Origin of the sequence: Lysinibacillus sp. GbtcB16 (assembly GCF_019091145.1) — a bacterium.
Lineage (GTDB): Bacteria > Bacillota > Bacilli > Bacillales_A > Planococcaceae > Lysinibacillus > Lysinibacillus fusiformis.
Genome location: NZ_JAGXJV010000001.1, coordinates 1,739,091 through 1,762,151 on the forward strand (window position 1 = coordinate 1,739,091; position 23,061 = coordinate 1,762,151).

The 23,061-nt window shown below is 35.0% G+C and carries 25 protein-coding genes; 5 read left to right on the top strand and 20 right to left on the bottom strand.

Annotation, left to right across the window (positions count from 1 at the left end; genetic code table 11):
- Nucleotides 1-58 precede the first annotated feature (58 nt).
- The gene (locus tag KVT27_RS08725) at nt 59-772 is read right to left on the bottom strand and encodes a 2OG-Fe(II) oxygenase (RefSeq protein WP_036125961.1); all 714 of its coding nucleotides are present in this window, start codon (nt 770-772) and stop codon (nt 59-61) included.
- Nucleotides 773-935: 163 nt separating this feature from the next.
- Between KVT27_RS08725 and KVT27_RS08730 the strand changes: the two genes are divergently transcribed.
- Nucleotides 936-1,847, top strand: coding sequence for a DNA glycosylase (locus tag KVT27_RS08730; protein WP_036125964.1), 912 nt, complete (start codon nt 936-938; stop codon nt 1,845-1,847).
- 90 nt (nt 1,848-1,937) lie between these two features.
- On the opposite strand, the gene KVT27_RS08735 is transcribed toward KVT27_RS08730, so the two are convergent.
- The gene (locus tag KVT27_RS08735) at nt 1,938-2,819 is read right to left on the bottom strand and encodes a LysR family transcriptional regulator (RefSeq protein WP_036148408.1); all 882 of its coding nucleotides are present in this window, start codon (nt 2,817-2,819) and stop codon (nt 1,938-1,940) included.
- Between the two features lie 123 nt (nt 2,820-2,942).
- Here KVT27_RS08735 and KVT27_RS08740 point away from each other — a divergent pair, with 123 nt between their 5' ends.
- Nucleotides 2,943-3,842 (top strand): PhzF family phenazine biosynthesis protein, encoded by a 900-nt coding sequence (locus tag KVT27_RS08740; RefSeq protein WP_036148411.1) that lies wholly within the window; start codon nt 2,943-2,945, stop codon nt 3,840-3,842.
- 353 nt (nt 3,843-4,195) lie between these two features.
- Here KVT27_RS08740 and KVT27_RS08745 read toward each other — a convergent pair whose 3' ends face one another.
- The 7 genes from KVT27_RS08745 to KVT27_RS08775 all read right to left on the bottom strand — a co-directional run bounded on the left by KVT27_RS08745 (nt 4,196) and on the right by KVT27_RS08775 (nt 9,639).
- On the bottom strand, nt 4,196-4,852 hold the full coding sequence (locus KVT27_RS08745) for a Type 1 glutamine amidotransferase-like domain-containing protein (protein ID WP_217581154.1): 657 nt from the start codon (nt 4,850-4,852) through the stop codon (nt 4,196-4,198).
- 78 nt (nt 4,853-4,930) lie between these two features.
- Nucleotides 4,931-5,344 (bottom strand): DUF4279 domain-containing protein, encoded by a 414-nt coding sequence (locus KVT27_RS08750; protein WP_036148416.1) that lies wholly within the window; start codon nt 5,342-5,344, stop codon nt 4,931-4,933.
- A gap of 255 nt (nt 5,345-5,599) precedes the next feature.
- On the bottom strand, nt 5,600-6,886 hold the full coding sequence (locus tag KVT27_RS08755; RefSeq protein ID WP_217581155.1) for an ATP-binding protein: 1,287 nt from the start codon (nt 6,884-6,886) through the stop codon (nt 5,600-5,602).
- Nucleotides 6,879-7,799, bottom strand: coding sequence for a tetratricopeptide repeat protein (locus tag KVT27_RS08760; protein ID WP_217581156.1), 921 nt, complete (start codon nt 7,797-7,799; stop codon nt 6,879-6,881). Before KVT27_RS08760 ends, KVT27_RS08755 begins: the two co-directional genes overlap by 8 nt.
- 19 nt (nt 7,800-7,818) lie before the next feature.
- Entirely contained in the window at nt 7,819-8,268 is a 450-nt protein-coding gene (locus tag KVT27_RS08765; RefSeq protein WP_217581157.1) for a hypothetical protein, read from the bottom strand.
- Nucleotides 8,269-8,305: 37 nt separating this feature from the next.
- Complete coding sequence (locus tag KVT27_RS08770; protein WP_208706061.1) at nt 8,306-9,187, bottom strand: tetratricopeptide repeat protein; 882 nt, start codon at nt 9,185-9,187, stop codon at nt 8,306-8,308.
- Between the two features lie 17 nt (nt 9,188-9,204).
- Nucleotides 9,205-9,639: a hypothetical protein gene (locus KVT27_RS08775; RefSeq protein ID WP_217581158.1), complete on the bottom strand. Its 435-nt coding sequence runs from the start codon at nt 9,637-9,639 to the stop codon at nt 9,205-9,207.
- Between the two features lie 548 nt (nt 9,640-10,187).
- On the opposite strand from KVT27_RS08775, the gene KVT27_RS08780 reads away from it, so the two are divergent.
- On the top strand, nt 10,188-10,448 hold the full coding sequence (locus KVT27_RS08780; RefSeq protein WP_369009661.1) for a TSUP family transporter: 261 nt from the start codon (nt 10,188-10,190) through the stop codon (nt 10,446-10,448).
- A 72-nt stretch (nt 10,449-10,520) separates the two neighbouring features.
- Here the strand turns inward: KVT27_RS08780 and KVT27_RS08785 are convergent, their stop codons facing one another.
- Nucleotides 10,521-12,242 (bottom strand): sensor histidine kinase, encoded by a 1,722-nt coding sequence (locus KVT27_RS08785; RefSeq protein WP_217581160.1) that lies wholly within the window; start codon nt 12,240-12,242, stop codon nt 10,521-10,523.
- Nucleotides 12,239-12,970 carry a response regulator transcription factor gene (locus tag KVT27_RS08790; RefSeq protein WP_036149513.1) on the bottom strand — a complete coding sequence of 244 codons (732 nt, stop codon included), beginning with the start codon at nt 12,968-12,970 and terminating at the stop codon, nt 12,239-12,241. The genes KVT27_RS08785 and KVT27_RS08790 overlap by 4 nt, the downstream gene beginning before the upstream one ends.
- A gap of 226 nt (nt 12,971-13,196) precedes the next feature.
- Here KVT27_RS08790 and KVT27_RS08795 point away from each other — a divergent pair, with 226 nt between their 5' ends.
- Complete coding sequence (locus KVT27_RS08795; protein WP_036125970.1) at nt 13,197-13,883, top strand: ABC transporter permease; 687 nt, start codon at nt 13,197-13,199, stop codon at nt 13,881-13,883.
- On the top strand, nt 13,883-14,791 hold the full coding sequence (locus tag KVT27_RS08800) for an ABC transporter ATP-binding protein (RefSeq protein WP_217581161.1): 909 nt from the start codon (nt 13,883-13,885) through the stop codon (nt 14,789-14,791). Before KVT27_RS08795 ends, KVT27_RS08800 begins: the two co-directional genes overlap by 1 nt.
- Before the next feature lie 71 nt (nt 14,792-14,862).
- On the opposite strand, the gene KVT27_RS08805 is transcribed toward KVT27_RS08800, so the two are convergent.
- The 9 genes from KVT27_RS08805 to KVT27_RS08845 form a co-directional block, all read right to left on the bottom strand.
- Nucleotides 14,863-15,042: a hypothetical protein gene (locus KVT27_RS08805; RefSeq protein WP_036125974.1), complete on the bottom strand. Its 180-nt coding sequence runs from the start codon at nt 15,040-15,042 to the stop codon at nt 14,863-14,865.
- 76 nt (nt 15,043-15,118) lie between these two features.
- On the bottom strand, nt 15,119-15,277 hold the full coding sequence (locus KVT27_RS26645; RefSeq protein ID WP_225316171.1) for a hypothetical protein: 159 nt from the start codon (nt 15,275-15,277) through the stop codon (nt 15,119-15,121).
- 315 nt (nt 15,278-15,592) lie between these two features.
- The gene (locus KVT27_RS08815) at nt 15,593-16,216 is read right to left on the bottom strand and encodes a DUF3885 domain-containing protein (protein WP_254636073.1); all 624 of its coding nucleotides are present in this window, start codon (nt 16,214-16,216) and stop codon (nt 15,593-15,595) included.
- Between the two features lie 72 nt (nt 16,217-16,288).
- On the bottom strand, nt 16,289-17,209 hold the full coding sequence (locus KVT27_RS08820; protein WP_150907415.1) for an ABC transporter ATP-binding protein: 921 nt from the start codon (nt 17,207-17,209) through the stop codon (nt 16,289-16,291).
- Nucleotides 17,210-17,220: 11 nt separating this feature from the next.
- Nucleotides 17,221-18,432, bottom strand: coding sequence for an ABC transporter (locus KVT27_RS08825; RefSeq protein WP_036125979.1), 1,212 nt, complete (start codon nt 18,430-18,432; stop codon nt 17,221-17,223).
- A 17-nt stretch (nt 18,433-18,449) separates the two neighbouring features.
- Nucleotides 18,450-19,574 (bottom strand): ABC transporter, encoded by a 1,125-nt coding sequence (locus KVT27_RS08830; protein ID WP_191967697.1) that lies wholly within the window; start codon nt 19,572-19,574, stop codon nt 18,450-18,452.
- Nucleotides 19,575-19,907: 333 nt separating this feature from the next.
- Entirely contained in the window at nt 19,908-20,537 is a 630-nt protein-coding gene (locus tag KVT27_RS08835; protein WP_052059853.1) for a GNAT family N-acetyltransferase, read from the bottom strand.
- A gap of 18 nt (nt 20,538-20,555) precedes the next feature.
- Nucleotides 20,556-21,308, bottom strand: coding sequence for an SDR family NAD(P)-dependent oxidoreductase (locus tag KVT27_RS08840; protein ID WP_036148441.1), 753 nt, complete (start codon nt 21,306-21,308; stop codon nt 20,556-20,558).
- An 83-nt stretch (nt 21,309-21,391) separates the two neighbouring features.
- Entirely contained in the window at nt 21,392-22,702 is a 1,311-nt protein-coding gene (locus KVT27_RS08845) for an opine metallophore biosynthesis dehydrogenase (protein ID WP_036148442.1), read from the bottom strand.
- Nucleotides 22,703-23,061 lie beyond the last annotated feature (359 nt).

Sequence of the window (23,061 nt, forward strand, 5' to 3'; positions counted from 1 at the left end):
TATCCATTCAAAATGGACATTTCAAAGAATGGAATAGCAAAATATTGAAATTTAATGTTTATTTAGAATCGTGAAAAATGATTCCAAGACCATATCGTTCTCCCGAAATAACCGTGCTTACACCGTGCCGTACTGTATTTTTATAATAGCCCTTTTTACCGAGAACAGGTCTGTGGTTAGTTGGAAAAATAAGTGCACTGCCTTGCTCTAACGTAATGACATGTCCCCTGCTTTGAGCACGTGGGATTTGTTCTACTAATAAAGATTCTCCACCGGAAAAGTCTTTCTCACGTTGATTTAATACAAACACTACTTGAAACGGAAAAAATAGATCGCCATATAAATCTTGATGCAAACAATTAAATCCGCCTGTTTGATACTTTAATAGTAAAGGTGTCGGTCTCGTTTGATTAAACTCCTCACAGGTGTTCAAAAAATCTTGAAGCTGTTCTGGATACTGCTCTGTTTTCTTTAAATAGCTCAGCCAGCGATTAGCTGTTTTCGCTAATTCTAAATAAAAAGACTCTCTTAAATGTTGGAGGATGTCGGGTAATGGATACGAAAAATATTTGTATTCCCCATTTCCAAAGCGATATCTCGTCATATTGATGGTCGTTCTGTAGGACTCTTCCTTCCCATACATTTCCATGAAAAATTCACATTCTTCTTTTGTTAAAATTGCTGGAAGCTTTGCAAAACCTTGCTCATCTAATTCATTTTGAATGGACTCCCAATCTAGACTTTCGACACGTGTCTTTATGTCCTGTATCATATTATCCCTCCTATTTAGCATTCTTGATAATTTACACTATAACCTCATCAATCGAAAAAAATAAGGTGTTTAGAATGTAATAGCAAGATAACAAAATTACTAAAGATGATGATGTGATAAAGTAAAAATGACATCAATGTATTTTGTAAAGGAGAATGAAAAAATGATATGGCATGAAGTCAAGAATAGTATTGTCATTACCCTACCTGAACAGTTCAACATGAATGCCAATCTAGGCTATCTATCAAGAGAACAGAATGAATGCATGTATGAAATAGAGAGCGATAGCATTACAAAAGTGATAACTATCGGTGAAATTCGGTCCTTAGTACAGATAAACGTCATTAATAATAAACAAATGATTGTTCAATTCTTAAATGAATCTAGCCCTATTGAAAGGCGGAAATGCGAAGAAATTGTCAAATTTATTGATGAGTGGTTTGATCTTAATAATGATTTAACACCCTTTTATGAAATGGCAAAAGCAGATCCTTTACTTAAAGTACCTGCCCGAAACTTCTATGGATTACGAGTAATTGGCATTCCTGATTTATTTGAAGCTTTATGCTGGGGAGTATTAGGCCAACAGATTAACTTAGCCTTCGCGTACACCTTAAAGAGGCAATTTGTTGAAAAATTTGGCGATTTCATCGAATGGAATGGTAAAAAATATTGGGTGTTCCCATCGTACGAAAGAATTGCACAGTTAACACCCTCAGACCTGGCAGATATTAAAATGACGGTGAAAAAAAGTGAATATATCATTGGCATTGCGAAATTAATGGCAAGTGGAGAATTGTCGAGGGAAAAATTAATGAAAATGGATTTTAAAGATGCTGAAAAAAGCTTAATTAAAATACGAGGAATAGGCCCTTGGACAGCCAATTATGTTTTAATGCGCTGCCTTAGGTTCCAGACAGCCTTTCCAATCGATGATGTGGGTCTTATTAATTCGATAAAACTATTACAAAATATGAATCGAAAGCCGACGAAAGATGAGATCTTGGAATTATCGATACCATGGAAAAACTGGGAATCCTACGCCACCTTTTATTTATGGCGTGTCCTTTACTAAATAAGTTTAGGATGAGAACAATTATAAAGAGCATGCTTTGAAACAAATGAATCAAAACATGCTCTCTGCCTCTTCGCTTCAAAATTCATTTTAAAGCTGTAAATCCTTCATACAATCAATTGTTGTTTTTATAAACGCTTTGACAGCGGGAAGAGATTGTTTCTTTGATCGAGTAATAATGCTTATTTCACGGGAAGGTTCGGGAAAGATAGGTTTTACAAGGGTACCTTGTAAATTATAGGGTAAAGCTAGCTCTGGCATGATGGTAATGCCTAATCCTTCCCGTACCATAGCAATAATAGTTTGATTATCTTCCACATTAAACTGGATGTTTGGGGAAACTTCTTGTTCCTTTAAAAATTTCATAACACCTACCTCACATCCTAGCTTGGGCATAATAAAAGCCTCGCCTTGAAGATCCTCCACTTTTACTTGTCCATTTATTGCAAGATGATGATGAATTGGTAATGTGAGGACTAATCTATCGCTTAATATAGGAATTGTCTCCAAATGATCCAAGGGGTTACTTAAGGACGTGAAACCTATATCCACTTTCCCCTCTTCTACCCAACGCGTTATTTGATCATAGCTACCCTCATAAAAGTTTATTTCAATTCCCTTAAATTCTCCTCTAAACCTTGATATGATAGTAGGCAACACTTTTGATGAGAAACTTGAAAAGCTACCAATGTTTATTTTTCCATTTTGGATACCTAAAATTGAAGCGGTTTCTTGTTTAATGCTTTCGGCTTCGGTTAGGATATTTCTCATATGTTTTATAATACGTTCTCCACTATCTGTTAATGAGATTCCATTTCTTCCTCTATTCAAAAGTGTAATACCTAGTTCTGACTCTAAAGAAGCGATATTATGACTGATTCCAGACTGTGTCATCGCCAATACTTCACCTGCTCTTGTGAAGTTTCCCATATCGACTACTTTGACGAATATTTCTATTTGCAACAGGTTCACAATATACCCCCATATACGATTAATCTTTCCATTCGACTTCCTCATGTTGATGATCAAAAACATGAATTTTACTTATTAATTCTATCATAATACAATAATCTTAGAATAAAGGAGGAGATCGCCATGACTAAAAAGATAGAGTTCTTTTATGTAGATGCTTTCACAACAGAAACTTTTGGAGGGAATCCGGCAGGCGTTATACCGAATGCTGAAAACTTAACAGACGAGGACATGCAAAAAATAGCGAATGAATTAAACCTTTCGGAGACGGCCTTTCTTTTACCGACATCGAATGCTGATGCCAATTATAAAATAAGGTATTTTACACCAACCAAAGAGGTTGATTTTTGCGGTCATGCCACATTAGGTACAGCATGGTTAATGGCTACTAAGTACAATTGGATTGATAAGGACGATAAAATAGTCTTTGAATCCAATATTGGCCTAATTCCCGTAAAATGGCTGATGGAAAATAATCAATTAACGCGAGTATCTATGACTCAAGTACGTCCCCATGTAAAAAGTATCGACATTAGCCCAGCAGTCGTTGCGAATCTTGTAGGTATACATGAAACAGAAATTGATGATAGATATCCAATAAAAATAGCGAATACAGGTGTCCCACATCTGATGGTTCCAGTGAAGACCCGTCAAGCAATTGACCAAGCAGAGCCTAACTTAAACGAGCTTAAAAAGATGAACAATGATTTTAACATTTCAACCACTCACCTCTTTACCTTTGACACAAATGGGCAATTTGATATTTACACAAGAGATTTTTGCCCCAATATAGGAATTGATGAAGATCCAGTTACAGGTGCGGCAAACGGTGCATTAGGCGGTTATTTATATCTTGAGAATATACTAGCTCAACAAGAAAGACATCAATTAATGATTGGTCAAGGACATACGATCAATAGACCAGGGATTCTTTATGTAACGATTACACCTGATGCCGAGACCGCTGTTATTGAAGTAGCAGGAGCAGCAGTTGTTTCCATTGAGGGGATAATATTTGTATAAAGAGCACTATATAATTAAATTACTGAATTTTTAGTATTTAATTTTTAAAGAGAATAAGCTTCTCTAAATGCTTCGCTTTTTGCGCATTTAGAGAAGTTTTATTTTTGGTGGAAACAGCCATTTTAAAGTCAAAGCAGGTACCTCAAACCATTACCAATCATATCAATGTGGTACTACTATAACTCTCCACAATTTATTTCTAGACCCATCTCGAACAAAAAGTACACTTCATGATAAAGCTTAAACTTTTTGTTGCTAAGGTTTGATCAAATTGATATATATAAAAGAAAAGAGCGTGTTTTGGAAATAAGTTTGATCCAAACACGCTTTAACTTTGCATAATTTCACCACAGCTAGAGCGTCTCATCCAATTTCTGAATTTTGGAGTGGGACATTAAATAGACATTACCTAAAATGTCGATGTTACCTCCCTTTACACGTACAGCGCAATCCTTGTTCGACGCATAAATATTTATTTCTTCCGATAAAGCAGACAGCTCGTCTTGCACCAACTCCATGTTATTTTCAAGATCAAAATGTGACAGGATGGAAAAATTGTCAAGACCGATTCCATCGTATAAAGTGCTTTTTTCAACTGGATAGCCAAAGTTTTTTGAGCATAGCCACTTAGTGGACATATTGATGGCTCCAGCACTTGCCCCCATTACAACAGCCCTGCTTTTTTTAATCAAATCTGACAATTCATAGTCTATCAAAAATCGATTCTGTTTAAGAGTATCTCCACCTAACAAGAAAATAGCTGACGCATTTTGAATTATGGTTTGGGCATCTTCCTTCTGTACGTAATCATTAATTAAATGATAGTCTTCAAATATAATACCGGCCTGGTCAAGCCACGAACGTTCAGTGGTACCATTATCTTCATATAAAAGTGGATTCGAGCTAATCATAGCAAGCGATTTTCTATCAGTTATATCCTCCTGTAACACCCTGACTAGATTCTCTGGAAAAAAATCATTAAACCAACCTAAATAATAGTGTGTTTTCATATTTACCTCCGTCATTAATACCTGCTTTTATAAGTTCTGTTTGTAGTACGAAATAAAAGGCTTTTTACTTTTTGCAATTTATATTTCATCACGATAAATATCAATATCGTATTCTGAGTTGGTGTCATAAGCAAATTTAATAAGTTTTTGATTTATGAAAAGACCGGAAGTTTCAGGAAAGACAAGGATAACCGCTATTTTACATTTTAAATTATATTTCTTTTTAAAATGATTGATAATGTTTACCTTATTCGTGAAAATATCTATTAGTTCATAAATTTGTAATGTAGGATCGCTTGTTAGTTGATCATCTAATTCGTAAGTCCACGATGTAGTATAACTTTCGTGTTGTGTTTTTCCAATTGTATAGAGTTCACCTTTTGTACGTGTTTCTGTTGGTGTAATTCCTATTTTTTGTGTGAATTCCTCTAGTGGAAAATCATCTCCAAATACACAGAAATAAGACCTTATATTAGTTGTTGGCTTTTGCATTCTTTCTCCTTTCTTGAGGAATTAATTAAACGCCATCAAGAATAAAATTTAAAAATACAATTACAGTACCCTCTCCGGGAGTACTATCCACCATGGGCTACTGTTTGTTGTTTATCAATGCTCATGCCCAAAGATATGCGATTAAAGTAACTACCTATTTATATAAAGTACCATGTAAAAAAGTAAACCTTCTAAACTTTGAATGTTTAAAAGGTTTTCTTCATGTTTTGCTATCGATATTTGGAGATAGCCATTTTATATATTTCGTGCATGTGCTCGAAGATATTTTTCTACGTCATTATACAACCCTGATTGATTTGCGTATTTAACATAATTTTTTGCTGTACGAAGCCAATCTAATGTAGAAGGCTGAAGTTCATGTAGTGCCCTTACTAAGTCGTCGGTAGTAATGGGTCTTTCATTACCTGAAAGTAATATTTCTTCTAGCACATATTCAGTAGCTAATTCCACTACATTAGCTATATCAGCACCTGAGAAAAATGGCGTTTTGGCTGCTAATACGGCTGTATCAACATTTTCAACAAATCTTCCCTTTAATTTCAAATTAAAAATTTGCTCTCTTGCTTTTTCATCTGGTGGCGCTACAAAGATGAGCCGATCAAATCTACCAGGTCTTTTTAGAGCGCTATCAACATCCCATGGTGTATTGGTAGCAGCCATCACCAGAACCTCATCATTGTTTGTATCCACACCTTCCATCTCGGTTAGAAACGTATCGATTATGCCACGAACATGGGAGGACGTTTGTGAACGACTCATGCCAATAGTATCTACTTCATCAAAAAACATAATGCTAGGCTTTTGGAAGCGAGCCTTATCGAATATAGCTTTTAAATTCTGTTCACTTACTCCTATATAAGGGTCTAAGATATCTGTAATATGAACGGGATAAAAATTAGCCTTACATTCTCCCGCTGTCGCTTTAGCGATATAGGTTTTCCCACAGCCAGGTGGTCCATAAAGAAGAACGCCACCCCCAACTTTTTTACGGAACTTTGCAAACAATCCCTTGTTATAAAATGGACTAATAATGCGTAAGTTAATCGTTTTCTTTAAATCCTCAAGACCAGCAACATCCGCAAAAGTGACTATTTCATCGATTTTTTTTATAGCCTTTTTAGGTGCATCTCCATCAATCACCCTAAACTTCGGTTCAAGGTTTTTTACTTTTCTATCTTCTAACTGTATGTCAGGAATGTTATCTTGATTATCCAGTTCCACCTCTGTTACTGTGTCTAGACACTTATCTACGATAGCTAATTCAGTCTTGTCTTCATCTTCAATTCCAACTGGGCTAGCATCCTTCGGAGAGTGTTGAATTTGTAAACTAGCCTTTGTTAATTCCTGAATGATGTCATTTCGTAGCTCATCGTCTGAGCAAAAAGAAAGACCCAATGAATAAGTTTGAACCGCTTCAAGCCAACGATGCTGATCAGCTAGTTCTTTGCCAAGCCATAAATACCCTTGTGGATCATTAGCATTTTGATCTACCATTTGTTGTAACCATTTTATTTTATCCATTTTTGTTTCTCCATATTTTTATTAATTTTACAAGAGGAAGTGAAATCCATGTATATAGTAGGAATACAAAGAAGCTTTGTATAAATAGAATTGCTGCGCTATTAAATTCTAGAACTATTAATGAAAAGTAAATGACAATTCCAATCAACCAGGCAACAGCAGGGCCGCCCACACGTTCAATGAGGCGATTAGGTGCTAAGAGTGGGTGTCCCAATTCAAAACCCCCTAATTCAAAAAACTCTAAAAAAGATAATATACTTTTATTCTCAGGATTAAGCAAAAAGGCCTGTCTAAAGTATTCTTGTGCTTCCTTTTCTTTTTTATGATCTAATGCGTAATAACCTAAATTTACCAGTTTGTGTAATTCACTATCATTTGAGTTCATATATTGTTCCAATGCGAGTACTCGCTGTTTTTTAGGACTACTTATCCCCTCTAAAATAAAATGTATCTTTATTACATAACCATTTTCAGGAGCCAGTTCTCGCGCTTTATTGATTAATTGTCTTGCTTTTTTTCTATGACCCATTATTTTCATCAGAAAGGCATAGTCAGCTAGGACCCCTTCATTGTTTGGATTAAATCGTAATGATTCGAGATAAGCTTCCTCAGCCTTTTTCCAACGCTCTGTTTTCAAATAAACATGTCCAAGAGTAGAGTAAACAAATTCTTCACTATACCCTAAACGCAGGGCTTCCTTCAATTGCTCTTCAGATTGATCATATTCTTCCATAGCCAAATGACTAGAACCCAATATAAACCATAATCGACCGTTTTCAATATGTTCATCCAACTTCTCTTGGACAAGTTCAATGGTTCGTGCATACTTCTCTATTTTATAATAATATTCTATTACTTCAAATGATGACTCTTCATAATTTTCATTTACTTCAGTATCTTCATAGTTAACCATTCTGTAATAAAGCTCCTTTTTAAAGTGCTAATAAGAATGCCATAGCGAGATATTCTATAAACCCAGCAATTATACAAGCTAGAAACCCTCGCTTCCATAAGGACTCATTTCGTCCACGCACAAATCGATGTTCTTTATAGGGCCTATTTAAAAAGGCGAAAAAAATAAAATATCCCGCCACTGCAATAATTCGTCCAAAAATCTTAATGTGGTTTTCATCAATCGCTAAGATTCCTTGTCCAATGGCATAAACCATGATTAGTTTTCCTATAATTAGTAAACCACTAAGAATCGTTAGTATTCGGATATATTTTTTTTCAAGCTTTAACCACATAGCATTTTGCATACCTAATGCTACAATGGCAATAATTCCACCAAAAAAAGCGACGAAAAATAAATTGTTTACAACATAACTTCGTGTTCGATCCTCATTTTCGTTTAGTATACTAGGTTGATAAATATGTTCCATTATTCCTTAGTTGTCTCCTTTTTAATTTTTTCCTTCCTTATTTAGGGCTCTTCCATTTTCTTAAGCCTTTTACAATGGGAATAGATATAAAATAGTAAAGTGTGAAAAAAATAGAAAAGCGAAGAAGGTGATTGACAAAGTTATCATTGGAAATAAGCTTGTCAAGAAGAAGACAAAGTATAAGCCACGTCATGAATACAAACCCAATGCCACCTATTCGCTCTACTATACGATAAGGAAGCAAAAGCGGGTGAGTTTTAATTTCCAATTCCTCTAAGTTCGATAAAATTCTTTTATCCTCAGGCTTTATAAGAAAAGCTTGTCGATAATATTCTTTAGCTTCCTTAAATCGATTATTAAAGGCAGCACTCCAGCCAAGATGAATTAACTTTGCAAACTCACTATCCGTTGAATTCATATAAAGAGCTAGTGCAGTATTGTGCTTTTCCCTTTTTGCAGCCATTTCAGTAAGTGAATAGTGGTATAAAACGGCTGTGCTGTTAGGATCCAATACTAGAGCTTTTTCTACTAATAAACTGCCTTTTTTTCTATGACCTGTCATTTTCATCAAAATAGCATACGCTGAATAAACAAACGCATCATTTGGATTATTATGTAATGCTTCCAAAAAAGATTCTTCTGCTTTTTGCCACTGTTCCGTTGCCATATAGATGCTACCTAAAAAATAGTAAATGACGCCCTTATCATATCCTAACTGAAATGCTTTAAGAAATGGCTCAAATGCTTCTTCATATTGACCTATGGAATAATGACTGACAGCTAACATATACCATAATTCCTTATTTTCCATATCTTCAGCCATCCGTTGTTTCACTAAGGAAATAACATTTGTGTATCTTCCAATCGCAAAATAGTGTTCAATAAGAGCCATAGGTGTATTTTCTTTTTCACTGTTCATGCACATAAATTCCTTCCCTAATTAGCTAGGACACTATTTCTAAGAAAACCATCTATAATGATGGAAATTAAACAATAGATAATCCCTATCCAGTACAGGGATTGTGTTTCCCCCACAAATACTAAATGTTCTTTATAAGGGCTTTTCAAAATCACCCAAAAGATAAAATAACTTACTCCAGCCAGCAACCGATTGATTAGCAAATCCATTTCTGCGGATAAAGGAAGGAAAACATAAAAGATTATAGTAGCCGTATGGAGAATTACACTGCTTACTATTAGTAGTCTGATGTAATGCTTCTCTAGTTTAAGTGCGTTGGCATTTATAAACCCAACGATCGTAATGGCAAGTAGACCTCCAATAAAGGCAACGATGACTAAATTATGTATGCTAAAGCTTTTTGTCCTTCTTACTTTCTTACCAGTTAAGCTTGGTGTATAAAGTGAATGCAACTATACCTAAGCCTCCTTCTATTTAGTACCTATCCCATTGACATTTTGTATTATACATTTATTTATCAATAATGGAAACTATTTCTTTAAATGTATAAGCAGTTCATTTATTGAAATACTTTCTGTTAAAATTACTGTTTTCATCGCTGAATGTTAGAAACATCTTCATAATCATTAAATATTCGTGTTTAATTCAAAATGGACGGTCTCCAGTCGGTGGAGAAAGCGCATTTTGAAGGATAAAATACGAACGTTTTTATTTTTTATTTGATTAATAGTTCGTTTTTAAACTTTTTTTGCTTTTGATTCAATGTATTCACGTATTTTCTTTCCAACCCCTGTATCCAAAGTTTACTTACTTTTTCTACTGGACTTCCCTCCCTAAATAAATACTCAAAATTAGTTATTAGATCAAAATTTCTCATTTTTTATTCATTACTACCTCATAGATTTATTTTCAGCATACAAAAGGGGAACATCCAAATTTAATGTTCCCCTTTTGTATCTATTACAATTTACACTTTGCCCTATATAAATCAGCATGCTTAATGCTTGTTCTCCATTATTTAAAAGCAGTGGAATTAACAAGAATGATTTCGTTATCAAGCTGTACAGGCGCTTTCCTCTTTTTTTACTTTACTGGCATTGTCAACTGGGGTATTGCTATTCCTGTTTCGCTTGGCTCAATTGCTGGCTCTTTCTTAGGCTTAAAGATTATTCCCCACATCCAAACAAAATGGATTCAAATTATATTACCCATCATTTTTTTATTCTTAATTGTTCAAGTTGTGACGGATTTAATAAAATAAATTTACATCCAAGCAGAAAACAAGTCCTACCCTTTATATCCAAATTTAAGGACATAAAAGGCAGGACTGCCATCATGAATAAAATTTTAATACAATCACAGTACCTTCTTCAGGAATACTAGAAGCAGCTATTTCCCCTCCATGGGCTACTGTTAGTTGTTTAGCGATGCTCATGCCCAACCCCGAACCACTTGTATTTTCCTCTGAATTCGTACCACGATAGTAGCGTTCAAATAGTTGATCTAACGTGGAGGAATCCATTCCAATACCATTATCCTGAATACGAACAGTGAAGTAATGATCGCTTTCCTTCTGCACAATAATAGCAATTTTCGTATTTGTCGGATTATGCTTAATAGCATTAGAAATCATATTATCAATAATACGCGTAAACCATTTCATATCAAGAGGGTATGATATCGGCTCTTCAGAAGCATGAAATGAAATATCATAAGAAGTAAATTGCGGATCATTTATAAAATGAATAACGGCTCTTCGAATGACTTCGTTTACTTCTTGCGTTTGACGAACCATGGGCAATGCATTGTTTTTTAGGCGATACGTTAAGCTTAAATCATCGATTAATTCAGACATAAAGGTTGATTTTTCACGTAATGTTTTCCCAATCTGCTGAAACTCTTCTTGTGACCAATTGTAGGGGGCTGATTCAAGGACATGCGCATAACCATTTATAGAAGATAAAGGTGTTTTCAAATCATGAGAGACACCAACAATCCACTCTTCGCGAGTTTGTTCAATTTGGTTGCGAAGCTTTTCGTTCTGCTTGAGCTGCTGGTTCAAATCATTCAAGGAATCATTAATTTCTCGAAATAAACGGAAGGACCGCTTCTTCTTGCCACGACGATTTAGTGACCTATCTTTTTTCTTAGCCTCTTGCTCATGATAATTACCATCCGCCAAACGTTGAATAAAGTTAACAATATAGAGAACGGGTTGCCCAAATCGTTTACCGTACCAAAACGCTGTGGCGATGATGAATAGAATAAGGGCTACTCCATATAGAAGAAATGCTTTTCCTAAATAGGTATTCTGCTTACCTTCCTCCACCTTTACTGCAGCGGATGGTACTTCAATGACCCATGTTTGCTGTTTATCTGCATCAAAATATATATATTGGCTGCCATTATTTCTGAGTTTATCAGCCTCATCCCCAAGTAAATGATCGAGTGAAAGTTTTGCTTCAGGATTTTTCACATGCCCGTATTGTTGGCTGATCTCCCCATTCGCTGAATAAATAGCTAGCGTACCATGCGCTTCTTCCAATAGCCGCTCCCCTTGCTGAGAAAGGCGATTTCCATCCCATTCAAATGGAAGTTTTTCTGCTAGCTGTCGTGCAGGGCGTTTTTGACCAACTACAACAAAATAGGTTTGTCCACCTTTCTCCTCCTGGCTAATAATGAGCTCGTATGGGAACGCGATGCTTCTTTGCCAAAAGGCTATTAATTGACCAGGTTCGTAGTGCGTTGGAACATCAGATGGTAGTTTGGAAGAGGCCAACATATTTCCGTGAGCATCGATTATTTGTAGCCATTCCTCACGCTTTTCTATTTCAGCAATTTTGTTAGCATCTAACGACACATGGTCATTTTCAATTGAAAATATTTGCCTTAATGTACTATTGCTACTACTTGATATATGCTGTGTTTCAGGTGTATTTTCTAACTGTAATCCAACATACACTAAAAAAATGATGGTACCTATTGCTAAAGCCACTAATACAAAAACAATTTGTGAAATAAAGGTAAAGGCAAGTCGACGACTAATTCGATTCATACCAATCCCTCTTTTTGAATTAATTTATAGCCTAGCCCTCTAATGGTTAATAACAATTCAGGTTCCTTCGGGTCCTTTTCTATCCTCTCACGTATACGGCCAATATGTACGGTAACCGTATTATCATCCCCAAAGCTATGATCACCCCAGACAGCTTCATATAACTGACTTTTCGTGAAAATCTGATTGGGATGCTTACAAAAAAAGAGTAGTAATTGATAGACCTGAGCGGGACAAGAAATGACTTGTCCATCCACCATTAATTCCCCTGCACGCTCATTCACCTGGAATCGGCCAAAATCGTAAATGAACGTATTTGAAGATATGTGCTGTGGCCTTTCCTCCTCATAAAATTTAACGCGACGTAGTTGTGCTTTCATTCGAGCGACTATTTCTAATGGGTTAAATGGTTTTGTAATATAATCATCCCCGCCCATCGCAAAGCCTGTTAATTTTTCTAAGTCTGAGTTTTTTGCTGTAATAAATAAAATCGGGGCATCTGTTGTCTCCCTAATAAATGGACAAATATCAAAGCCACTCCTATCTGGCAGCATGACATCCAATAAAATCATGTCGTATGGCTTTTTATTACATGCATTTAACGCTTCTTGAGCAGTACTTGCACGATCAATTTGTCGAAAGCCCTCTTTCGTTAAAACCATTTGTAGCATATCTAAAATAGCTGATTCATCATCAACAAGTAAAATGGCCACATCTTGTAAATTCATATTTAAATTCTGTCCTTTCCCGTCTAACATGGAATTCATTTTAACATGTTTTTTCCAATGAAATAATACTGCTAGTTTGTCTCCACTACAAAGCCAATATAAACAGAACATAAACAGCGCTCATAAAAGTTTATTAACATGTCATCTACCGTTTTGGCTTACGTAAAAATCAGCCTTTATACTCTAGAGAGTGTTAAAAATATATTTCTATTATGGAGGAACCACTATGATTGCTATTTGGAAAAAGGAGTTTATTCAATCATTTCGCAGTATCTTTTCACTTATAACGATTGGCATTTTTATTGCCGTCTCCTATTATTTATCTGATTTTGTCACAAATAGCAGTCTCCTTACTGGCATTAAATTTGCTGAGGCTGGCTATGTAAGTGGACTGGTATTTCTAATTTATATAATGGGCTTTTTATTTATCTTTTCGTTATTTCACGACACCATTAATAGAGAAACAGAAAGTAGGACAATTCGGTTCCTAGTAACCAAAACATCCCGATCTTCTATTATTGTAGGCAAATTATTAGGAATTTTTTCATACTGGTTTATTTGCTTATTAGCGTCATTCAGTATAATCGCATTCTTTTCTCATGAATTTTATATTAAAACATTCGGTAGCTTATTTGTGATGCTAGCGTACATCGTATCATTATGTGTGCTACTATCCTGTCTCATTCCTAAGCGATCGATGTCCATGTTTATTGGATTACTAATTAGTATGGCTATTCCTACATTCGGTTTATGGAGCCTTTTTTCAGAAAAACTGTGGTTAAAAATCATTAAATATATGACTCCGTATCATTATATGCTTGAGGGCGGAACATGGGGATGGCTCGTTGTTCTGTTATTTGCAGCTATTATGGTAGGAGTCTCGATACTTAGTCTTCATAGGAGGGATTTGTAATGACCGTAATTGAAACAATGGATTTAAAAAAATCCTATCACAAGCATTTAGTTGTACGAGGCATCGATTTACAAGTACAGGAGGGAGAAATCTTTGGCTTTTTAGGAAGAAACGGTGCAGGGAAAACAACTTTCATTAATATGCTTACAGGGATTGTTCTTCCAACAAGTGGGCAATTTCGAATTTTAGGAGTACCTAACAATCAGCTTGATCGTGTGAAACACAAAGTGGGTGTTCTACCAGACTATACTGAGTTTTATGGCAATGATACTGCTCTGGAACATCTTCAATTTTTTGCAAAATTACAAAAGTACAAGGTAACTAAACAACAATGTGTAGATTTATTAGAGCAGGTAGGCTTAAAGAATGCGGTACATGTTAAAACAAAAAAATTCTCGTTCGGGATGAAAAAGAAGCTAGGCGTAGCACAGGCTGTCGTCGGAAATCCAGATTTAATTTTCCTAGATGAGCCTACTTCGGGGATGGACCCGGAATCTGCGTTAGAGATGCAAAAATTCATACGAACATTAGCCAGTCAAAACAAAACTATTTTTATGACATCTCATAATTTAAATGAAGTGGAAAAGCTATGCAGCCGGATTGCTATTATGAAAAACGGCATTATTTCAGGTCTAGGAACCATCGATCAATTACAAAAGCAATTTCAGACAACGATTGAAACAACTATTAAGCTCTTACCTAAAAATGACACGTTGTACCGTCATGCTCGCGAAGAAATCGAAGCTTGGACGACGATTAACTATTCGGATAATCAACACATTACTGTGGCAATACGCGATGAATCCGATATTGCTAGCATTGTGCATTCCTTATGTAAATTTGATACAGACATTTTTGATATTCAAACAAATCGACCTTCATTAGAAGAGATATTTATGAATGACTAACAATACGTAAGCAACTACTTTTAAAGGAGTTGCTTACGTATTCGTTCTTTCGGTATTTTCTCGTTAAACCATTAATGGAGTCCAGCAAAGCAGTACATGATTGTAAAGATCAGCATAAAGGTTAAAACTGCTCCTAGTACATTTTGATTATACGTATTTTTTCCATTTATTAGTTTCTTCAAAAAAGTAGTGAAATTTAAAAAATATAAAACTCCTAATACTGGTATGACAAACAACAGTATAAATAACATAACGTACTCCCCCTTATTTTTCATTATATTAAGTAACAAGAATTGCTTACACAAAATAATTAAATAAGCGATATCTTTAGCTTAATAAAAAACGGTCCCATACCTTTTCATCCACCCAGAAGAAACCCTCGTGCGAGCAAGCTGCTAATAAACATTGTTCATCTTCATAAAACATTAAATCCTCTGGTAATTCTGGCGTAATCCAACCAAAAAGTGAGTCGCTACGCTCCTTCAAAAATTGAGCAGTTGTATCGTTTAATAGAAAATAATAAACAAATGCCGTATTTTCGCCAAGTGTTGTCGTCTCCCATTCATTTTGAACCTTTCTTTCGATAAGCTGACTTTTAATAGGAATGCCCTATAAAAAAAGAGCTGCAGGTAGCAACTCCATGATTTTGAATGAAAACCAGCGTAGAAAGCACTAAGTGATTATTTCCTACCCTCTGCTTGTCATATCAAATGGATGCAAAATCATAAAAGCTAATGTTGATTAATTCCTGCATCCATTTGTTCTATTAAGAATGTGTAACGATCCTCTCATTTGCGAATATCAATTATCTATCCAGTTCCTAAATTTTAGACCTAAAGGTTTTATCGTTTCTTTATTTGTCGCGATGACCTCACAACCTCTATCATCATAAATAAACAAGATAACATTTTTCGTCAAATTAATAAAAAATACATCTGGATAGCTATAGCCTGTACCAAATTTAGGCTTTAAGTGGAAATCTTCATTACAAGTTGCTTGGATAAGTAATACATAGTGAATATCTTGTTTGCGGCACTTTAAGGAAAATTGTGAAATATAAACATCCTCATCATCCAATACATACGGCAAGGTTTGTTGTTTTAAATGGTATTTTAACTCTTTATTTTTTATATAACGATTATAAACCTTTATGCGCTTTTTCTTACTTTCAGCAGGCTTATACTGATAAACATTTGTCACAAGTAAAATCTCATCTGAATACGAAAAAATTTCGTTGAAAACGGCCAAAGCTTGATGGTATACATAATGAAACCTTGCTAGATTTAGACGGCCATTATCTTTCCATTGATAAAATCCAGCCCCGAACTCAATGTGAATACCAATATCCCATTGCTGATAAAGACTAGGAGTTAGTGTGAGTCCAGGAAAAGTCTTATTTAAATACTGTTCTACATCTATCGTCATTCACTCAAATCTTCCTTTAGTTTTCATTCAATATTACACCTTCCCACATCATCTAGCATAAAATTCAAATAACTAGGTCACATTTTTATACTCATGATAATACATAGAATACAAATCATTTAGTGTCACTTTTCCGAATGCAAAATCCACTACATTTCTCTCTACTAAAAAAGATGTAAGTGAACCTAATAAAGCGGCTTCAGAGCTTGGTAAATGAATTAATGTTATACCATTTGTAAGTGTTTGCAGCTTTATGTTTGGAAACAGCTCGGACAGTTGTTTTTCAGTTGCACTCTCCATATTGTTCACGCGAATCGTTTTAATATGCGCTTGACTGAAGCCTTCTATTATTTGATTCGTATCCACTAGTTTTCCTTCGTTGAACAAGAAAATTCGATCTGCATATTTCTCTAAATTATCGAGTAAATGTGAGGCAATGATAATAACCTTTCCCTCCGCCTTTTTCTCTACTAATATCTTCGAAATAATTTCCACATTATTTGGATCAAGTCCGTTCATCACCTCGTCCATCATCATAATGTCCGTATCCGTAACTATTTGCATAGCAAAGCATAGTCGCTGACGCATACCGAGGGAATACGTGCCTGTTTTTTTATTTACATAATGCCCCATATTCAATATTTCAATGGTTTCATCTATAAGTTTTAAATCGGATTGCCACATTGTTGCAAACATTTTTAAATGTTCGCGCCCGCTTAAGTGATTATACAAGTCACTTTGGTCTGGCATCATCGACACAAAACTATGAATTTTTACTTCATTTGATTTATTCGAATAGCATAGTCCATCTTTAAATACTACTTTCCCTTTCATAGGCTTTACATAATTCATCAACACATTCATAAATGTGGATTTTCCTGTTCCATTTGGTGCAACAAGTCCAATCATTTCTCCTTGCTCAAATGTCATTGAAATATCATGTAACACTGTTTTTTTCGCAAATTGCACAGTAATATTTTGAATATCAATCATCTGTGTCCCCCCTATTTAATTAGCTTATAACGTCTATTCATAACAGTAAGCAGCATGAATAACATGACGACTACAGCTAAGACAAGTAACAACTGTACGCCTAAATTGAAATCTAAAAAATCATTCATATAATAAAAATTTCGTTGTTTTGAAACAATTTGTCCGACTTGAATGTAAGAAGTTGGGTAGATTTGAATATCCCAAAAGTAACCAACATATCGGCTGAAATAAAACTTCTCCCCAAAAATAAGGAGTAAGCCGATGGCGAAATTCATCATCTCGTTACGGAATAGGATACTGCACAATAGCACTACGTTGATGATGACCATAAACCAAGTTAAAAGCAGAATGAGGGTTTGTCCTAAAAACATCCCTAAAGTCATCGGTTCAAATTTACCTTCCTGACGCCAATCGAGATGAGGAGCATACATTGGTGATGGTAAATTGAAATTTCCAAAGCCGGATTGTAAGCCTATAATAATGAGCCCAGCTATAAGAGGTACAAATAATACTAAACTCCCTAGTAGGACAACAACCATTTTCACTAATAGCTTTTTCCAATCGCTAATTGGAAATCCTTTGATAATGGATGGATGACGGCGATCCTTTGTGACGATATCAATGGCTAAAAGTAGTACACACACAATTAAAATAACAGGTAGTAATCCCTTTAATAAACGCTCGAACGTTTGAAGCGCTGTCCGCTGTTCGAAAATTTCCGTTGATAATTCATACTTTGCGTTCGCATACGTATCATAACGAGCTGCCTGCTCTAAATAAGCATAAAAGGCATCATCTTCTGCATAATCATTTTTTTTTATAAAATACTTTGAGTTATAGGAGAATGAATCACTTTTGTATGTAATGGCATTCGTAAAGTAGTACCAATCACGCGTTACCTCTGCATATTTTTTTAGATCCCCCTCATCTAATGCTTCTAATCTCGCTTTATCTATTGGATTAATTTGCTTAAATATATCAATTGCAAAGATGATGGACGGATGTAGTCTATATATATTTTGACCTTCCATCGAATCTAAAAATTCCTGCCGTGTTAAATAGCGAGCCTCAATTTCTTCATATTCAACTTGTTCAATCGGATTATATGCGGGTGCTATTTTAAACACATAAAAGAAGGTTGCAAAAGCAAGCAAAAAATAGATGGCTACGTTTTTCTTATTCGTAAAAAATTGTTTGAATTCAAATTTGAAATAACTCCACATGCTAATGAGTACCTCCCCTATGCCCGTTTGATTTTGCCTGTTGAGAAAAACGTTTTAATAGCGAATAACATTAAAATAATACAAATAAACAATATAAATAATCCTAGATTCATCGTAATATCAACAGGCTGTGCTAAATCTACTGGTACGCCTCGTAAAATATCATTGAAGTTCATGAAATTGAAAGGATTATAAGGAAATACACTAATTAAAGATGGGAAAATCATCGGTAAAAAGAACAAGATAAAGTGTACGAATAATGTTAAATACATATTTTTCAGTAATACATTTAATATAATCGACAGCAGCATGACGAAAATGGAGATGACGAACATATAGCCAAGGCTCATCGCGATATATTGGACAGAAGAGATTAATACAGCATCTCCTACGTAAATTCCTACAGGATCTAGTGGGTTACCAAGTCCATGTACGATCCACAAAGGACTAGCGCAAATAAAAATGAGTAAAAAGCTTGTTAGGATGGTTAACAAAGAAATCATACATTTAGATAAAATATAGGAATCAAAACGAACAGGGAAGCCTTGAATTAAACTAGAATGCTCAAAATCATCTAGCAAAATAGAACTTGTTTGGAAGCTAATAAATATGTACCAGCCCGCACCTACGTAACTAAAGAAAAATAATAAGAAAGGTATGTATTGAAATAAGTCGGTTATTGTATCCCTTCCCGCATCATTCATCCATTTGAAATAAAGATAGTCCATCGAATTTTGTAATTTAGAGGGTAATAATTCTGCGATATCTTGGTATCCTTCTAATTGGAATGCCTCTTGTCGTAATTCAGCAAGCTGAAGTGAAGCCTCATAATACATGGATTGTCTGTCCATCGTTAATGTGGCTATTTGCAATGCAATCTTACTTTTTTGCTTCGTTAAATTTTTAAATATGTCGCTACCATCACCTGTTTCTGAAGCATCCTTCACTTGAAACTTTGATAGTATAGCCTGTGTTGAATAATAATCACCCTTTTTCTCAATAAGCTGATTACCAACGGCTTGCGCCTTTATATAAAACATAAAGCCAAAAACGATCATTACAACAGCAATTAGTGCAACTAAATTTCTTCGATTCGCTCGCTCAATCACTAGACCTACTTTTAACGCTTTTAACACTGGCATCCTCCTCGCCTTTAATTGTGAAAGTCTTTAGAATACTATGATAATGCTTCGTGGATATTTTTTCAATTTTTTGTATTTTAAAGGTTGTGAATATTACGAATAAAAAGACGGCTATTTATTGGATGGATAGCAAATGAAACTATAAAATTTAGTTACTTTATAATAGCTGAACTCTTTAACCATTCTAAGTATTTTTCTTGTTGAGTTTTTTTAGATTGTCATTTTAGTAGTAATGATCTAGTGTACTGCTTATAATTAAAAACGACAAAATAAAAGGACTGCTGTTGACAGTCCTCAAATTTAAAATGGCTAGTTTGCATTGTTCCACATTAGTTAAAAAGAAAATTCATAGCCAGTAAAATGAAACATATTTCGGAACCCTATTTTTTCAGCAATTGCAATAGAAGGCTTGTTCATATCCATACAATCCCAATAGGCAATCCAATTATTCTTTAAACATTCTTGAACATAGTGGTGTGCGAGTGTTTGGGCTAAGTTTTTTCCTTGCTGAGCCTCTATCGTTTCGATATCTATGCCATGTACATTTGCAGCAACAAAGCCTGAAATACATGTACTCACAATCTCTTGCAAAAAAACGATGTTATGGATTGAGTGATCCTTATTGTCAAGAAGTGAAGCAGAGATTTTACATAGCTCATATTCATGATTCATTATTGGTACAGTGTCCCCTTTATAATCACCCTGCTGTAAAGTGTAAACTCTTTGAAGCCAGCTCCCTAAATGGCGATGTTCAAAAACGCTTGCAATAATAGAATTCCGTTTTTCATGATTGCCAACGCCTTCAAACCATTTTAGTTGCACTTTTTTTGCTGCTGGAATAATTATATTGTCAATGAAATCGTTTAATTCATTGTTAAATTCCTCATTTTGCTCACTTCCAAAAAATACAAATCCATCATTATTACCTAACCAAATTAGTCCAGATGGATGATGGATTATCACGGTTATCTACTCTATTATTTATCTTCCACCACTAACATTTATAATCTCACCTAGAATATAGTTGGCGGCATCCGAAGAAAGGAAGGCAATAACTTCTGCTACTTCTCTAGCTGTTGCAGCCCGTTTAATAGGAACAGTAGAAGACAGCCGCTCAAGACGATGAACGCCAGGAGCGAATTTATCGTGAAAAGGTGTCTCTACTATTCCAGGCGCTACCCCGTTCACAATAATTCCATAGTCAATTAGCTCTCTGGACATGCCAATGGTCATTGTATTTATGGCCCCTTTTGCAGATGCGTAATGGATACTTTCCCCTGCCCCTCCAATTCGTGCAGCCGCTGAGGAGACATTGATGATTTTTCCGGATTTTACGGGAATCATATATGTTAATACAGCTTGGGAGCATAGGAGAACACTAGTGACATTTAATTGAAACGTTTCCTCCCAAAGCTCCTCACTCATATCCATAAATGTACTTTGGCGGATGCCACCACCTGCGTTATTCACTAACACATCAATTGTGCCAAAGGAGGAAATAGCTTGTTCAACCATTGTATTTACTTCTTCTCTATTCTTAACATTAGCTTGAATGGCAATCGCCTCTCCAGCCTTTTCATGAATACGTTGGACAGCCTCCACGGCCCCCTTCATATTTGTATGATAATGAATAATTACTTTAGCGCCCTGAGCCGCCAATAACTCGGCGGTAGCAAGCCCAATACCTGAGCTAGCGCCTGTGATGAGAATAACCTTGCCAGATAAATTATGCATAGCCTCTCTCCTAATAAAAACATTTTTACATAATTATACATCTTTTAAAGAAGGTGTCTCTATATAATTTGCCAAAATAATTATCACTCTTTTGTATTTGGATTTGACATTAATTCCTTGCTTATCATTTTGATGTCTTGTGAAAAAGATTTTACTTGAAAGGCATCTGAATAAGTTTTAAGGTCTGAGGATGCAACTACTTGTCGCAGTTTTTCTTCATAGGTTTGTACAAGATCATCAAACGTTGGACTTTTCAATTTCAACGCTTTGGCAATTCCTTGTATGATTTTCACTCGATAATAATCCTCTTTTGGCATTCGGGGAACATCCCATTCGCCATTTTGATTAATAAAAATCCTCCTAAGAGGCACTGTTGAGAAATCAAAGTATTTTCCATCTTGATCTGGTTTAGAGAATGGATCAATTAACAAAGAGGCATAACGAATATAGAGCAAATATTCTTGATGGATGGGCTCCAGCTGATTAAAATTCTCTATTTCCTGTCTATCAATACTTTCCGGATGCACAGGATAATTATCATCCACCATAAACTTTAATAGATTGAGAGGTTGAATATGAAAATAATTCACAACTGCCATCATTTCTTTCCAATAATTTAGCATAAGACGGATTGTTGTATACGTGATAGGACCCTCAGGATAAAGTTTATACACATATTTTGGCGTGTTTAGTTCATCAAATATAGCTTGTAATGAAAAATGATTCATTAATAAAGGAGGATGTACATATAAAGAGATATTTCTTGTTTCTGCTTCGAGCGGAGATGGTACTTTTTTTAATTGAATTCCCAAACGATTAAATAATGTACAAAGTTCATCTATTATTTCTGATGTTGCTTGAGTGGATCCGATGTAGACCGTTTTCTTTACCCCTGTTGTCACAACTTTATTGGAAGGAATGTCATCCAACCATCTAGTATCTCCATAATAAGTTGAAAAACTAATGACCTCAGCATGTGGAGATACATTCTTTAAGAAATTGGTAATTAAATGACTAGAGCCGAACGTTGGTGAAATTAATATAAAGCAATTAACTTCTCTCAAGACTTTGATATCTATTCGTTCTAATACAGTAATATAGGAATCTGAAGTAACGCTTAGTACAACTGTATCCCAATTACCGTATATTGTATGGTACCCTTTAAATAATCCATCAATTGTACATTCTCCTGCAACAGATTGATGTTGTGTATTTTGAATAGAAACCTGAAGTGCAAGCTGATGTTGAACGATAGTTTCAAAGAAAATTTTAGAACGTATAGATTCACGACCTGCAATGGCTACTTTACTATTAAGATGACTTTTAAAATTTACAGCTAATTGAATGGCTGTTGGTCCTGTTCCTAATATCAACACACTATTAAAATATGTCATACCTTTCTCCTCATCTATAAAAAGTCATTGTTCTTTTTGATCCTCATTATTCATTTTGTCTGGTCTACTTCTTACATTGAATCATTAAAAAAAGATGGTAGCTCATCTCCATTAAAATTCAATATATGCCGTATCCTTTATGACTATTTCGATGTATCTTTTACTTTAATGTCACAGTATAAATTGTATTTTTATGTCATCTTTGATTTAGCTTTCATTTTGGTCGTGGTTAGAAGATTCTAGAATGGTTTCGCTACTGGACGTCAGAAGCCCTCTCGATAAATTAGATGCCATAAATGATGTTAGAAAATTGTATAGGCTTACATTATCGATAAAATTAAAAAGGCTATGAATGATCA

Excerpts from the sequence above, each read along its gene's own strand:
- KVT27_RS08725 (WP_036125961.1), bottom strand. The coding sequence starts at position 772 with ATGATACAGGACATAAAGACACGTGTCGAAAGTCTAGATTGGGAGTCC.
- KVT27_RS08730 (WP_036125964.1), top strand. The coding sequence starts at position 936 with ATGATATGGCATGAAGTCAAGAATAGTATTGTCATTACCCTACCTGAA.
- KVT27_RS08740 (WP_036148411.1), top strand. The coding sequence starts at position 2,943 with ATGACTAAAAAGATAGAGTTCTTTTATGTAGATGCTTTCACAACAGAA.
- KVT27_RS08745 (WP_217581154.1), bottom strand. The coding sequence starts at position 4,852 with ATGAAAACACACTATTATTTAGGTTGGTTTAATGATTTTTTTCCAGAG.
- KVT27_RS08750 (WP_036148416.1), bottom strand. The coding sequence starts at position 5,344 with ATGCAAAAGCCAACAACTAATATAAGGTCTTATTTCTGTGTATTTGGA.
- KVT27_RS08755 (WP_217581155.1), bottom strand. The coding sequence starts at position 6,886 with ATGGATAAAATAAAATGGTTACAACAAATGGTAGATCAAAATGCTAAT.
- KVT27_RS08760 (WP_217581156.1), bottom strand. The coding sequence starts at position 7,799 with ATGGTTAACTATGAAGATACTGAAGTAAATGAAAATTATGAAGAGTCA.
- KVT27_RS08765 (WP_217581157.1), bottom strand. The coding sequence starts at position 8,268 with ATGGAACATATTTATCAACCTAGTATACTAAACGAAAATGAGGATCGA.
- KVT27_RS08770 (WP_208706061.1), bottom strand. The coding sequence starts at position 9,187 with ATGAACAGTGAAAAAGAAAATACACCTATGGCTCTTATTGAACACTAT.
- KVT27_RS08780 (WP_369009661.1), top strand. The coding sequence starts at position 10,188 with ATGCTTGTTCTCCATTATTTAAAAGCAGTGGAATTAACAAGAATGATT.
- KVT27_RS08785 (WP_217581160.1), bottom strand. The coding sequence starts at position 12,242 with ATGAATCGAATTAGTCGTCGACTTGCCTTTACCTTTATTTCACAAATT.
- KVT27_RS08790 (WP_036149513.1), bottom strand. The coding sequence starts at position 12,970 with ATGAATTTACAAGATGTGGCCATTTTACTTGTTGATGATGAATCAGCT.
- KVT27_RS08795 (WP_036125970.1), top strand. The coding sequence starts at position 13,197 with ATGATTGCTATTTGGAAAAAGGAGTTTATTCAATCATTTCGCAGTATC.
- KVT27_RS08800 (WP_217581161.1), top strand. The coding sequence starts at position 13,883 with ATGACCGTAATTGAAACAATGGATTTAAAAAAATCCTATCACAAGCAT.
- KVT27_RS08805 (WP_036125974.1), bottom strand. The coding sequence starts at position 15,042 with ATGTTATTTATACTGTTGTTTGTCATACCAGTATTAGGAGTTTTATAT.
- KVT27_RS08815 (WP_254636073.1), bottom strand. The coding sequence starts at position 16,216 with ATGACGATAGATGTAGAACAGTATTTAAATAAGACTTTTCCTGGACTC.
- KVT27_RS08820 (WP_150907415.1), bottom strand. The coding sequence starts at position 17,209 with ATGATTGATATTCAAAATATTACTGTGCAATTTGCGAAAAAAACAGTG.
- KVT27_RS08825 (WP_036125979.1), bottom strand. The coding sequence starts at position 18,432 with ATGTGGAGTTATTTCAAATTTGAATTCAAACAATTTTTTACGAATAAG.
- KVT27_RS08830 (WP_191967697.1), bottom strand. The coding sequence starts at position 19,574 with ATGCCAGTGTTAAAAGCGTTAAAAGTAGGTCTAGTGATTGAGCGAGCG.
- KVT27_RS08840 (WP_036148441.1), bottom strand. The coding sequence starts at position 21,308 with ATGCATAATTTATCTGGCAAGGTTATTCTCATCACAGGCGCTAGCTCA.
- KVT27_RS08845 (WP_036148442.1), bottom strand. The coding sequence starts at position 22,702 with ATGACATATTTTAATAGTGTGTTGATATTAGGAACAGGACCAACAGCC.